At 69.7% G+C, this 12,135-nt stretch carries 17 protein-coding genes; 5 read left to right on the top strand and 12 right to left on the bottom strand.

Going from position 1 to position 12,135, the window contains the following annotated elements; all coding sequences use genetic code 11:
• Positions 1 to 91 precede the first annotated feature (91 nt).
• The 3 genes from AJAP_RS06510 (at position 92) to bcp (ending at position 1,523) form a co-directional block, all read left to right on the top strand.
• Positions 92 to 274 carry a hypothetical protein gene (locus AJAP_RS06510; protein WP_007028251.1) on the top strand — a complete coding sequence of 61 codons (183 nt, stop codon included), beginning with the start codon at positions 92 to 94 and terminating at the stop codon, positions 272 to 274.
• A 201-nt stretch (positions 275 to 475) separates the two neighbouring features.
• A complete protein-coding gene (locus AJAP_RS06505; protein WP_038509020.1) occupies positions 476 to 1,021 on the top strand; it encodes a hypothetical protein in 546 nt (181 codons plus the stop codon).
• A gap of 28 nt (positions 1,022 to 1,049) precedes the next feature.
• Positions 1,050 to 1,523, top strand: coding sequence for a thioredoxin-dependent thiol peroxidase (gene bcp / locus AJAP_RS06500; RefSeq protein ID WP_038522498.1), 474 nt, complete (start codon positions 1,050 to 1,052; stop codon positions 1,521 to 1,523).
• A gap of 52 nt (positions 1,524 to 1,575) precedes the next feature.
• On the opposite strand, the gene rdgB is transcribed toward bcp, so the two are convergent.
• From rdgB to AJAP_RS06475, 5 genes are read right to left on the bottom strand one after another with little or no spacing between them, the layout of a single operon-like run.
• On the bottom strand, positions 1,576 to 2,181 hold the full coding sequence (gene rdgB / locus AJAP_RS06495) for an RdgB/HAM1 family non-canonical purine NTP pyrophosphatase (protein ID WP_038509019.1): 606 nt from the start codon (positions 2,179 to 2,181) through the stop codon (positions 1,576 to 1,578).
• The gene (gene rph / locus AJAP_RS06490; RefSeq protein WP_037342521.1) at positions 2,178 to 2,954 is read right to left on the bottom strand and encodes a ribonuclease PH; all 777 of its coding nucleotides are present in this window, start codon (positions 2,952 to 2,954) and stop codon (positions 2,178 to 2,180) included. Before rph ends, rdgB begins: the two co-directional genes overlap by 4 nt.
• Before the next feature lie 23 nt (positions 2,955 to 2,977).
• Positions 2,978 to 3,745: an MBL fold metallo-hydrolase gene (locus tag AJAP_RS06485; protein WP_038509018.1), complete on the bottom strand. Its 768-nt coding sequence runs from the start codon at positions 3,743 to 3,745 to the stop codon at positions 2,978 to 2,980.
• A gap of 29 nt (positions 3,746 to 3,774) precedes the next feature.
• Positions 3,775 to 4,581 (bottom strand): glutamate racemase, encoded by an 807-nt coding sequence (gene murI / locus AJAP_RS06480; RefSeq protein WP_007028257.1) that lies wholly within the window; start codon positions 4,579 to 4,581, stop codon positions 3,775 to 3,777.
• On the bottom strand, positions 4,578 to 5,246 hold the full coding sequence (locus AJAP_RS06475; protein ID WP_038509017.1) for a rhomboid family intramembrane serine protease: 669 nt from the start codon (positions 5,244 to 5,246) through the stop codon (positions 4,578 to 4,580). Before AJAP_RS06475 ends, murI begins: the two co-directional genes overlap by 4 nt.
• 82 nt (positions 5,247 to 5,328) lie before the next feature.
• Between AJAP_RS06475 and AJAP_RS06470 the strand changes: the two genes are divergently transcribed.
• Positions 5,329 to 6,201, top strand: coding sequence for an arylamine N-acetyltransferase family protein (locus AJAP_RS06470; protein WP_038509016.1), 873 nt, complete (start codon positions 5,329 to 5,331; stop codon positions 6,199 to 6,201).
• Here the strand turns inward: AJAP_RS06470 and AJAP_RS06465 are convergent.
• From AJAP_RS06465 to clpS, 7 genes are all read right to left on the bottom strand, one after another.
• The gene (locus AJAP_RS06465; RefSeq protein ID WP_038509015.1) at positions 6,162 to 6,875 is read right to left on the bottom strand and encodes an aspartate/glutamate racemase family protein; all 714 of its coding nucleotides are present in this window, start codon (positions 6,873 to 6,875) and stop codon (positions 6,162 to 6,164) included. The genes AJAP_RS06470 and AJAP_RS06465 overlap by 40 nt on opposite strands.
• Positions 6,876 to 7,060: 185 nt before the next feature.
• Entirely contained in the window at positions 7,061 to 8,011 is a 951-nt protein-coding gene (locus tag AJAP_RS06460) for a PLP-dependent cysteine synthase family protein (protein ID WP_037341526.1), read from the bottom strand.
• A 3-nt stretch (positions 8,012 to 8,014) separates the two neighbouring features.
• Entirely contained in the window at positions 8,015 to 8,287 is a 273-nt protein-coding gene (locus AJAP_RS06455; protein WP_005165659.1) for a MoaD/ThiS family protein, read from the bottom strand.
• 75 nt (positions 8,288 to 8,362) lie between these two features.
• Complete coding sequence (locus tag AJAP_RS06450; protein ID WP_016336788.1) at positions 8,363 to 8,779, bottom strand: Mov34/MPN/PAD-1 family protein; 417 nt, start codon at positions 8,777 to 8,779, stop codon at positions 8,363 to 8,365.
• 120 nt (positions 8,780 to 8,899) lie between these two features.
• Positions 8,900 to 9,892, bottom strand: coding sequence for a P1 family peptidase (locus AJAP_RS06445; RefSeq protein ID WP_038509014.1), 993 nt, complete (start codon positions 9,890 to 9,892; stop codon positions 8,900 to 8,902).
• Positions 9,889 to 10,446: a DUF2017 domain-containing protein gene (locus tag AJAP_RS06440; protein ID WP_007028265.1), complete on the bottom strand. Its 558-nt coding sequence runs from the start codon at positions 10,444 to 10,446 to the stop codon at positions 9,889 to 9,891. Before AJAP_RS06440 ends, AJAP_RS06445 begins: the two co-directional genes overlap by 4 nt.
• The gene (gene clpS / locus AJAP_RS06435; RefSeq protein WP_005165655.1) at positions 10,443 to 10,742 is read right to left on the bottom strand and encodes an ATP-dependent Clp protease adapter ClpS; all 300 of its coding nucleotides are present in this window, start codon (positions 10,740 to 10,742) and stop codon (positions 10,443 to 10,445) included. Before clpS ends, AJAP_RS06440 begins: the two co-directional genes overlap by 4 nt.
• A gap of 74 nt (positions 10,743 to 10,816) precedes the next feature.
• Here clpS and AJAP_RS06430 point away from each other — a divergent pair, with 74 nt between their 5' ends.
• Positions 10,817 to 12,121 (top strand): nicotinate phosphoribosyltransferase, encoded by a 1,305-nt coding sequence (locus tag AJAP_RS06430; protein WP_037341518.1) that lies wholly within the window; start codon positions 10,817 to 10,819, stop codon positions 12,119 to 12,121.
• Positions 12,122 to 12,135: the final 14 nt, after the last annotated feature.

The raw sequence follows: 12,135 nt of genomic DNA, 5'->3' as shown, positions 1-12,135 counted from the left end.
CTAGTGGGCGATAACTGGTTCGCCCGATTCGCCCTTTCGGGCGGCCCCTCCGTGGCTGACGCGGCTCACCCATGCCCGTACTGTGACCACCATGGCGTCTCGAAGCCCCTTTCGCTGGCTGACCCGGTGGGCGGACTGGTTCGAAGAGCGCGGCGTCTACGTCCCGGGCGAAGAGAGCCGGGCGGTCGATCCGATGCGCGATTTCGGCTGGCTGATCGTGGCCTGGGTGTCCGGTCTGGCGATCTTCATCCTGTTCTTCGCCTTCGCCGTCTGACCCGTCGCGGATGTGCCATCGAGGTGACGGCTGTCACTAGCCGTACCCTTCCGATCACGGATCGGCCACGGCTGTACACCAGGTGCGCCTCAACCCGGCCGTGCCGCTCCTCTCGGCTGCGGAAGACCGTCACTCTGGACTCTTCGGCACTAATACCTACCTCGAACGGCCCACCCGCACCTCCGACTGGAGTAACCGCACATGGCGCCCCCGCGCACCCCGAAGCTCTTCATCGCCGCCTGCTCGCTGATGCTGGCGGCTGCGTGCGGGGTCCCGGCACCGGAAAAAGGTGCCGCCGTGCTCGGCGCGGACGCCCCCGCGCAGGGTTTGGCCGCGACGCACGCGGAAGGCGACCTGGCGTTCGGCGCCCCGCACCGGTTCGCGACCGGCGTCACGATCTCCGTTTCCGCGCCGAAGTCGTTCCGCCCCAGCGCGTCGGCGTATCCGCAGAGCCCGCGCGCGGTGGCCTTCGGCATCGAGGTGACGAACGCGGGCGACGGCACGTACCGGCTCTCCGGATTGTCCGTGACCGGTGAGGTCGACGGGGAGACCGCGGCGGTCAAACAGGTCGTCGACCCGGTGCAGGGCTACAACGGCGTCGCGGACGCCGGCAAGGACGTGGCGCCCGGCCGGTCGGTCCACCTGAACCTGGCGTTCGCCGTTCCGGACAGGCCGGTGAAGCTGCGCCTGCAGGTGCGGCCGAGCCCGTCGGAACCCGTCGCCGCGAAGTACTGCGGAAAGGTCTGACGCCGCCGGTTTCGCTACCGTGTGCGTCATGACCGAGCAGCGACTTTCCCCCGGCGACAAAGCGCCCGACTTCACCCTCCCCGACAGCGAGGGCAACGACGTCAAGCTCAGCGACTTCCGCGGCAAGTCGGTCGTCGTGTACTTCTACCCGAACGCCGGCACGCCGGGCTGCACGAAGCAGGCCTGCGACTTCCGGGACAGCCTCGCGCAGCTCAACGACGCCGGCTACCAGGTGCTCGGCATCTCGCCCGACAAGCCCGCGAAGCTGGCGAAGTTCGTCGAGGCGGAAGGGCTGACGTTCCCGCTGCTCTCCGACACGGAGAAGACGGCCCTGAAGGCGTACAGCGCCTTCGGCGAGAAGAAGAACTACGGCAGGGTCTACGAGGGCGTCATCCGTTCGACGTTCGTCGTCGACCCCGAGGGCAAGATCGCCGTGGCACAGTACAACGTGCGGGCGACCGGGCACGTCGCGAAGCTGCTGCGGGACCTCTCGCTCGCGTGAGCCTCGTGAGTGGCGTTTCGGGTTCTAAACCGAAACGCCACTCACGACCAACTCAACCGGCCAGCTTCCGCAGCTCTCCCACCAACGCCCGCAGCGCCTTCCCCCGGTGCGAAGCTTCGTCCTTTTCGGACGGATCCAGCTCCGCCGAGGTCCGCGTCCCCCCTTCGGGCACGAAGATCGGGTCGTAGCCGAATCCGTTGGCACCGCGGCGTTCCCGGATCAGCGAGCCTCGCCATTCCCCGCGCACCACGGTTTCGTCGCCGCCGGGGACGACCAGCGCGGCCGCGCAGACGAAGGCCGCGCCCATCCGCTCGTCAGGTGTGTCGGACAGCTGTGCCAGCACGAGATCCAGGTTCGCGTCGTCGTCGCCGTGCTTGCCCGACCAGCGCGCCGAGAGCACGCCCGGCATGCCGTTGAGCGCATCGACGGTGATACCCGAATCGTCGGCGATGGCCGGGAGACCGGTCGCGGCGGCAGCGTCCTGGGCCTTCGCGAGCGCGTTGCCTTCGAAGTCCGGAGCGGTTTCGGGTGCTTCGGGGAACTCGGGGACGTCGGCGAGGCCGATGACCTCGACGCCCTCGATCCCCTCTGACACCAGGATGCGCCGAAGCTCGCCGAGCTTCTTCGCGTTGCGGGTGGCGAGGAGCAGCTTGGTCACTTGGCGCCCTTCTTCTTGTCGGGGCGCGGCTCGGGGAGTTCGCCGGGGTACGGCAACGCGAGCGCTTCGGTCTGCAGACGGGTCAGTTCCTCGCAGCCCGCCAGCGCCACGTCCAGCATGGTGTCCAAAGTGGACCGTGCGAAGGTCGCACCCTCGCCGGTGCCCTGCACCTCGATCAGGGTGCCCGCGTCGGTGGCGACGACGTTCATGTCGACCTCCGCGCGCGAGTCCTCTTCGTAGGGCAGGTCGAGGCGCACCCGGCCGTCGACGACGCCCACGCTCACCGCGGCCACCGAAGACGAAAGCGGCTGCGGGTCGGCGAGGCGGCCCGCCGCGCCGAGCCAGGTGACGGCGTCGGCGAGGGCGACGTAGCCGCCGGTCACCGCGGCCGTGCGGGTACCGCCGTCGGCCTGGATGACGTCGCAGTCGATGACGATCGTGTTCTCCCCCAACGCCGCCAGGTCGATGCAGGCGCGCAGGGACCGGCCGATCAGCCGGGAGATCTCGTGCGTGCGGCCGCCGACGCGGCCCTTGATGGATTCGCGGTCGCTGCGGGTGTTGGTCGCCGACGGCAGCATCGCGTACTCGGCGGTGACCCAGCCGAGGCCGGAACCGGCCCGCCAGCGGGGGACGCCTTCGGTGACGCTCGCCGCGCACAGCACCCGGGTGTCGCCGAATTCGATCAACACCGATCCCGCCGGCCACCGCTGAAAACCGCGGGTGATCTTGATGTCGCGAAGCTGGTCGTCGTTCCTGCCGTCTTTTCTCGCCACGGCCGCCACTCTAGAACCCCGCGTCAGAGGTCGTAGACGGCGCCCTGCTCGACCAGCTCGGCCGCGGGGAACGCGACGGCCGCCTCGGCGAGGACGGCGTCCCGGTCGGTCCAGGGCGCGACGTGGGTGAGCAGCAGCCGCCCCACCCCGGCCTTGCGTCCCAGCTCGCCCGCCTCCTTGCCGGACAGATGGACCCCGGCGGGCCGGTCGGGCGAGTCGGTCCACGACGCTTCGGACAGCAGGACGTCGACGCCGCAGGCGAGATCGGTCAGGGTGTCGCAGACGCCCGTGTCCCCGGTGTACGCGAGGGTCTTGCCGCCGTACGCGAACCGCAGGCCGAACGCCGGGGTCGGATGGTCGACGGGGACCGCCGTGACCTCGAACGGCCCGATCTCCATGGGCTCCGACCGCAGTGCCTCGAAGGCGAAGACATCGGAAAGATCGGTGGTCGCCCGCTCGTCCTCGTTCGCGGCGTACGCGTGGGCGAGCCGCTCGTGCACGTCCGACGGCCCGTACACCGGGAGCCGTCGCGGCCTCGCCGGATACGGCAGCGCCGGGTGGTAGCGGCGCAGCACGGTGAGCGCGCTGACGTCCGCGCAATGATCGGGGTGGAGATGCGAAAGGATCAACGCGTCCAGGTCGAACGGGTCGCGCAGGGCCTGCAGCCTGGCGAGCGTCCCGTTGCCGAGTTCGAGCCCCAGGACGAACCCGTCCGCCTCGAGCAGATAGCCGGACGCGGCGGCGTCGGGCCCGGGGATGCTGCCTGAGCAGCCGAGGATCGTGAGACGCACTGTGACACCTTAAGCACGGAATCGGCGATTTACGCGCTGGTGGGAGCCAGCACACCCGGAGCGAAGCCCATGAACCGCTGAGCGAGTCTGGTGAACGGCTCGGCGGATCCGGTGGCGACGAACTCGTGCCGCGGCGGGGTGTCGCGCTCGGCGAGGAGATCGGCCTCGGTGAGGACGCGCACGAGGTCACGCGCGGTCTCCTCGGCGCTGGACACCAGCGTGACGTCCTGGCCCATGACGATCTGCAGCACCCCGGAGAGCAACGGGTAGTGCGTGCAGCCCATGACCAGCGTGTCGACCTGCGCGTCCAGCAGTGGTTCCAGATAGCCCTGCGCGAGCCCGAGCACCTGACGGCCGGTGGTGATCCCGCGTTCGACGAAGTCCACGAACCGCGGGCACGCGACGCTGGTGATCTCGACGTCCTGCGCGGCGTTGAAGGCGTCGTCGTAGGCGCGGGACCGGACGGTGCCCTCGGTGCCGATCACGCCGATACGCCCGGAACGCGTGGCGGACACGGCCCGGCGCGCGGCCGGGAGGACGACCTCGATCACGGGGACGTCGTAGCGCTCCCTCGCGTCGCGAAGGCAGGCGGCCGAGGCGGTGTTGCAGGCGATGACCAGCGCCTTCACCCCGCCTTCGACGATGTCGTCCAGCGCTTCCAGCGCGTACTGGCGTGCCGTCGCGATGGGAAGCGGACCGTACGGGTTGCGGGCGGTGTCGCCGACGTAGCGCAGCTGCTCACCGGGCAGCTGCTCCAGGATCGCCCTGGCGACGGTGAGCCCGCCCACTCCGGAATCGAAGACGCCGATCGGGGCGTCGGCGCTCGGCTTGGTCACACGGCGAGGCTACCGGGGCCCGCCGCTTTCTTGGCCTGGGACCTGTCGGCCCGCGCCATCAACCAGGCCGCGAACACCCCGGAAAGCGCGCCGAACAGGTGCCCCTGCCAGGAGATGCCCGTGTCACCAGGAAGCAGTCCCCAGAGCATCCCGCTCCAGATGCCCAGCAGCACCACGGCCACCAGGATCTGCCCGACGGCGCGGTTGAAAATGCCCCTGACCAGCAGGAACGCGAGCCAGCCGAACGCGACGCCGGACGCTCCGACGGTCACCGTGCCGCTCGGCGCGATCAGCCAGACGCCGAGGCCGGAGAGCACCCAGATGATCGCGGTGACCAGCACCCACCGGCCGATACCCGCGGACATCGCGAGGAAGGCGAACACCAGCACCGGGACGGTGTTGGAGAACAGGTGCCCCCAGCCCGCGTGCAGCAGCGGCGCCCAGAGCACGCCGTCGAGATCGGAGACCTCACGGGCGACGATGCCCCCGCTCTGATCGAGGTCGAGGGGCAGCACGACGTCGACCAGCTCGACCAGGTAGAGCAGCGCGGTGAAGGCGAGCGCCACGATCGCGGCGGCCCTCGGGTTCGGCGGCAGGACGCGTTTGGCCGGATCCGTACCGGACGACTCGCTCGCCGGGACCGGCTGGGGAGGCAATGTGGTCACCTCCCCAGGCTACGGCGCGGATCGGCGGGATCGCCTCCGTGAGAACCCTGATTTGTCGGTGGTGCCCGCTACGGTCGATCACATGGGGTTCCCTTCTTCCGAGCACGTCGACGTGCCCGCCTACCTCGCGCGACTCGGCCTCGAGCACGAGCCGCCGAGCCTCGACGCCCTTTTCCGCCTGCACGCGGCCCATGTGGAACGCGTGCCGTACGAAGATTTCGAAGTCCAGCTCGGCCGGGTGACCTCGCTGGACCCGGCGGTGTCGTTCGGCCGGATCGCCGCAGGCCGCGGCGGTTACTGCTATCACCTCAACGGCGCGTTCTCGGCCCTGCTGCGGGCGCTCGGTTACCAGGTCACCCGGCATCCGAGCGGAGCGCAGATGCCCGGCGGGGAGGCGGGCATCCACCTCAACCACCTGGCCCTGAAGGTGACCGGGCTGCCGGAGACGCCCGAAGTCGGCTGGCTGGTCGACGTAGGTCTCGGGGACGGCATCCACGAGCCGCTCCCGCTGCGTGAGGGCGAGTACAAACAGGGTCCGCTGGTGTTCCGGATCCGGCCCTCGGAGATCACGCCCGGCGGCTGGCGGTTCGACCACGACCCGCAGGGCAGTTTCGTCGGGATGGATTTCGCGCCGGAGACGGCCGTGATGGCCGACTTCGCCGAGAAACACGTCGAGCTGTCGACGGCGGAGGATTCCGGCTTCGTCCGCACGCTGGTGCTGCAGCGGCGCGACGCCGACGGCGTGGACTCGCTGCGCGCGCTGACCTTGACCGGTCTGCCGGGCGGTAAGACCGTGCTGGATACACCGGCCGAGTGGTGGACGGCCATCGAGGACGTCTTCGGCGTGCCTCGGGGCGGATTCACCGGTGAAGAACAGGACAGGCTGTGGCGACAGGCCGTCGCCCAGCACGAACGTCACACCGCGGGAGGGAGTGAGGCCTTGCCCAGCGCGTAGTCCACGGCCGCTTCGGCGTGCAGCCTCGTCGTGGGGAAGGTGGGCACCGTGCTGTCTTCCGGACCGACGAGCAGTTCGATCTCCGTGCAGCCGTAGATCACGCCTTCCGCGCCCGCTTCCACGAGCCTCGCGATGACCTCGCGGTACCGCTCACGGGATTCCTCGGTGACCACGCCGTGGACGAGTTCGTCGTAGATGACCCGGTGCACCGTCTCGCGGTCGTCCTCGTCCGGCACGAGCACGTCGAGGCCGTGCGCGGCGAGGCGTTCGCGGTAGAACGGCTGGGCCATGGTGAAACCGGTGCCCAGCAGCCCGACGCGCTTGATGCCTGCGGCCTTGATGGCGACGGCAGTGGTGTCGGCGAGATGCAGGAGCGGGACGCCCAGACCGTCGGTGAGCCGGTCGGCGACCTTGTGCATCGTGTTGGTGCAGAGGACGACGAAATCCGCTCCGGCGGCTTCGAGAGCGCGTGCGGCGCGGTTCAGTTCCCGTCCGGCTTCATCCCAACGGGCGTCGGCCTGCATCGCCTCGATTTCGGCGAAGTCCACGGAGTACAGCACGGTGCGCGCGGAGTGGTACCCGCCGCGCAGCTCACGGACGCGCTCGTTCACCAGCCGGTAGTACTCGGCCGACGATTCCCAGCTCATCCCGCCCAGCAACCCGATGACCTTCATGGCCACCATCGTGCCAGCGCCGGACCGCCTCGCTCCCCAAATGTCATGAAAGGGTCGTTCAGGACGTTTTTCGTCCTGAACGACCCTTTCATGACATCCGGCTGCCACCCTCCCGAACGCTATGAAAGGTCCTTTCCTTGCAAATTTTGCAAGGAAAGGACCTTTCATAGCGCGCGCAGAGGGGGTCAGGCCCAGAGCTGCCCGTCGAGCCTTTGGGCCGCTTCGTCGAGCGAGCCGGAGTACGCGCCCGTCGAGAGGTACTTCCACCCCGCGTCGGCGACCACGAAGGCCACGTCGGCGGGCTTCCCCGCGGCGGCGGCCTTCTCGGCGACGGCCAGCGCGGCGTGCAGTACGGCACCGGTCGAGATCCCCGCGAAGATGCCTTCGTGCTCCAGCAGCTCACGCGTCCGGCGAAGCGCGTCGTACGCGCCGACGGAGTACCGGCCGTTGAGCACGCTGGCGTCGTAAAGCTCCGGGACGAAGCCCTCGTCGAGATTCCGCAGGCCGTACACCAGCTCGCCGTAGCGTGGTTCGGCCGCGATGATCTGCACGTCCGGCTTCGCCTCGTGCAGGTAGCGCCCGACGCCGACCAGCGTGCCGGTGGTGCCGAGGCCGCCGACGAAATGCGTCAGCGTCGGCAGGTCCTTGAGCAGTTCAGGCCCGGTGCCGCGGTAGTGCGCGTCGGCGTTGGCCGGGTTGCCGTACTGGTAGAGCATGACCCAGTCCGGGTTGGCCTCGGCGAGCTCCTTCGCCCGGCGCACGGCCTCGTTCGACCCGCCGGCGGCCGGAGAGAAGACGATCCGCGCTCCGTACGCCTGCAGCAGCTGCTTGCGCTCGGTCGAGGTGTTCTCCGGCATCACGCACACCAGGCCGTAGCCCTTGAGCTTCGCGGCCATGGCCAGCGCGATCCCGGTGTTGCCCGACGTCGGCTCCAGGATCGTGGAGCCGCGCCGGAGCGTGCCTTCACGCTCGGCGGCCTCGATCATCGCCAGCGCGGGGCGATCCTTGATCGAACCGGTCGGGTTGCGGTCCTCCAGCTTCGCCCACAACCGCACGTCGTGGGTGGGCGAAAGCCGGGGAAGGCCGACCAGCGGGGTGCCGCCGAGCGCGTCGAGCAGCGACTCGAAGCGAGCCATCGATCAGCCACCGGCCACGGCGGGCAGGATGGTCAGGGTGTCGCCGTCCTTGACCTCGGCCTCGAGACCGCCGGAGAAGCGGACGTCCTCGTCGTTGACGTAGACGTTGACGAAGCGGTGCAGCTTCTCTTCCTTGACCAGGCGGGCCTTGAGGCCGCCGTGGCGGGACTCGATGTCGTCGATCACCTCGAGCACGGTCTTGCCGGTCGCCTCGACGGACTTCTCGCCGCCGGTGTGCGTACGCAGGATGGTCGGGATGGACACGGTCACGGCCATGGTTTTCTACCTCCGGTGGGTTCTCTGCAACGCAGACGTTCGGGCCGGTCCGGGTTATTCCCGGACGGGGCGGGTTCAGCCGATGATCTCGACGGGCTCCTCGGTGATCTCCCCGTCCACGATCCGGTACGACCGGAACTGATGCGAATCGGGGTCCTTGGTGGAAACGAGCACGTAGTGCGCGTCGGGTTCCGAGGCGTACGAGACATCGGTGCGGGACGGGTAGGCGTCGGTCGCGGTGTGCGAGTGGTAGATGACCACCGGCACCTCGTCGTTGGCGTCCATCTCGCGGTAGAGCTTGAGCAGATCACCCGAGTCGAACTCGTAGAACGTGGGCGAGCGCGCCGCGTTCAGCATCGGGATGTACCGCTCGGGGCTGTCCGATCCCTCGGGACCGGCGATCACCCCGCACGCCTCATCGGGATGGTCACGACGGGCATGGGCGACGATCTCGTCGACGAGTTCACGGCGGATCCGGAGCACGTCGCCCATCTTAGGTGCTGGACAGAGCCGGTCCACACTCTGAGATCGCCGCCACTCACCCCCGCGTTTCGTCCTCTGAATGCGGTAGTTGCACACGCAAGGACCGCATTCAGAGGACGAAACGCGTGGTCAGGAGAACGCTTCGGGCCAGACGTCCCGGTACGCCCGCATGTCCCCCGCCGCAGTGGCGGACAGCACACCGTGCACCATCGCCCGCCCGAACACCCGCGCGGCCGCCGAGCACAGCTTGTCCAGCACCAGCGCGCGCCGCGCCGCCGCGACGGGGCCCGCGCCCCCGGGAAGCTCCCGGTCGCCGGTCGCCAGCGCGAACACCGTGTCGCCGTCGAACATCGTGTGCGCGGGCCGCACCGCCCTGGCGAGGCCGTCCTGAGCGGCGACCGCGAGCCGTCGCGCCTCCGCCTTGGACAGTGCCGCGTCGACCGCGACCACGCCGATGGTCGTGTTGAGCCCCGCGGCCTTCGCCTCGACGTCTCCGGGCCGGTCGGGCCAGCGGACGCCGAACTCGCCGTCGACCTCGTGATCCGCCGCGTAGGCGCGGCCGGTCGAGAGATCGACGGCCTCGCCGGCGGCGTTCACGGCGGCGACGACGCCGACGGTGAACTCGCCGACCTTCTCCGAGGCCGTCCCGATCCCACCCTTGAGTGATCCCGCCTTCGCCCCGGCACCCGCGCCGACGGTCCCCGACGGCACCGGGCCGTCCTTGGCCGCTTGGCATGCCGCGTAACCGAAGGAGGCGTCCGGACGGTTGCCCCAGTCACCGCGCGGCAGGTCGAACAACACCGCGGCGGGAACGATGGGCACCACCTCGTACGGCTGGGTCCCCACCGGGATGCCCTGGTTCCGCTCGGCCAGCCAGCGCATGACGCCGTCCGCGGCGGCCAGTCCGTACGCGCTCCCGCCGGACAGGCAGATCGCGTTGACGTGCTGGACCAGGTTCTCCGGCTCCAGCAGGTTGGTCTCGCGCGTGCCGGGCGCGCCGCCGCGTTGGTCGACGGCCCCGACGGCGCCACCGGGCACCAGCACGACCGTCGTCCCGGTCGCCCAGCCGTCGCCGACCCGCTCGTGGTGCCCGACCAGCACGCCGGGGACGTCGGTGATCATGACGTCAGCGACTGGATGAGGGTCTCCTGCACCCAGGTCAGCCAGTGGTAGACGCCGAGATGCGGCGCGCGCGGATCGTCCTCGGGCAGTTCGTCGGGCATGTCCTCGGTGACGTCGAGCGCGGTGCCCAGCGCCAGCCGGACGTCGTTGAGCGCGCCCAGCCACGCGTCGGCCTGCTCGAAGGTCAGCCGCACGTTCCCGCCGTCACGCGGCAGGGTGTCCAGCACGATCTTCGCGACGCCGACCTTCTTGTCCAGCAGCTCGGGCTCGTGGATCGACCGCATCGCGGCGGCCGAGTCGATGTCCTCGCGGGTCGGGTTGTCCGGGTCGAGCTTGTGGAAGTCCGGCAGCAGCCGCGAAAGCACCGGGTCGTCCGGCGATTCGGTCGGGCCGGTGCGGATCCCGGTCAGCTCGGCGAGCTCGTCCTGCGGCGCCTCCTCGGCGCGGGCGGTGAGCATGTCCTCCAGCTGGCTGACCAGACCGCGCAGCACGGCGGCCTCCTGCTGCTCGAAACCGGCGACGATGGTCTCGCCCTTGCGGCGCCATCCGTTCATGAAGGTTGCTCCATGGTCGCCCAGAGACCGGCCGCGTGCAGTTTCGCGACGTCGGTCTCCACCTTCTCCTTGGAACCGGAGGACACGATCGCCTTGCCCTTCTGGTGCACGTCGAGCATCAGCTTCGTCGCGTGGTCCCGGCTGTAACCGAACAGCTTCTGGAACACGTACGTCACATACGACATGAGGTTCACCGGATCGTTCCAGACGACCGTCCGCCAGGGTTTGTCCTCAGAGACGACTTCTACTCCCTGTGGATCAACCTGCGTCTGCTCGGATGCGACAGGCGTGGACATGCACTCCATGGTGTCACGGGCCCGATCCGGTACGGGCTGGCAGGTCCGGCCATGTGGGTGAATAGGCTGGTGCCATGGGTTTCCCCGAGGCGGCCACTGGCGCCAGCACCGCGCTGCTCACCGACCACTACGAGCTGACCATGCTGGCCAGCGCCCTGTCCGACGGGACGGCGGACCGGCCGTGCGTCTTCGAGGTCTTCGCACGTCGCCTGCCCGACGGCCGCCGCTACGGCGTCGTCGCGGGCACCGGCCGGGTCCTCGACGCGATCGCGGACTTCCGGTTCACCGACGCCGAGCTGAGCCAGCTGGAAGCGACGGCCGTGGTCGACGACGCCACACTTTCGTGGCTCGCGGACTACTCCTTCTCGGGGGACGTCCACGGTTACCCCGAGGGTGAGCTGTACTTCCCCGGCTCCCCGATCATGACCGTCACCGGTTCCTTCGGCGAGGCCGTCGTGCTGGAGACGCTGATCCTCTCGATCCTCAACCACGACAGCGCGATCGCGTCCGCGGCGGCGCGGATGTCGGGCGCCGCGCACGGCAGGCCGATCATCGAGATGGGCGGCCGCCGCACGCACGAGTACGCCGCCGTCGCCGCCGCGAGGGCCGCGTACCTCGCCGGGTTCGCCACGACCTCCAACCTCGAAGCCGGGCGCCGCTACGGCATCCCGACGCGGGGCACCGTCGCGCACGCGTTCATGTTGCTGCACGACAGCGAGGAGCAGGCCTTCCGCGCGCAGGTGGACAAGATGGGCGCCGACACCACCCTCCTGGTGGACACCTACGACATCACCAAGGGCATCGAAACGGCCGTCCGGGTGGCGGGCACCGAGCTCGGCGCGATCCGCATCGACTCCGGCGACGTGGGCCCACTGGCGCGCAAGGCCCGCGAGCAGCTGGACGCCCTCGGCGCCAAGGACACCCGCATCGTGGTGTCGGGCGACCTCGACGAGCACGCGATCGCGGCGCTGCGGGCGGAACCCGTCGACGCGTACGGCGTCGGGACCTCGGTCGTCACCGGTTCCGGCGCGCCGACGGCGGGGATGGTCTACAAACTCGTCGAGGTCGACGGCAAACCGGTCGCGAAGCGCAGCGCGCACAAGGAATCCCGCGGCGGGCGGAAATCCGCGCTGCGACGGCACCGCGAGACCGGCACCGCCGTCGAAGAGGTGATCTGGACGGCCGCCTCGCCGGTCCCGGAACGGGGACCGAACGACCACGAATTGCAGATTCCGCTGGTCCGGGGCGGCCGGACGGTGGATGATTTGCCCACGCTGGACGACGCGCGCCAGCGGCTTCGGCGGGCGCTGGTGAGCCTTCCGTGGGAAGGCCTCAAGCTCTCGCACGGGGAGCCCGCCATCCCGACCGTATTCGTCTAAAGAGACTCAGGAGC

The organism is Amycolatopsis japonica (assembly GCF_000732925.1).
Lineage (GTDB): Bacteria > Actinomycetota > Actinomycetes > Mycobacteriales > Pseudonocardiaceae > Amycolatopsis > Amycolatopsis japonica.
The sequence above is the reverse complement of the archived record's forward strand: the minus strand, read 5'-3'. Positions and strand labels throughout refer to the sequence as shown.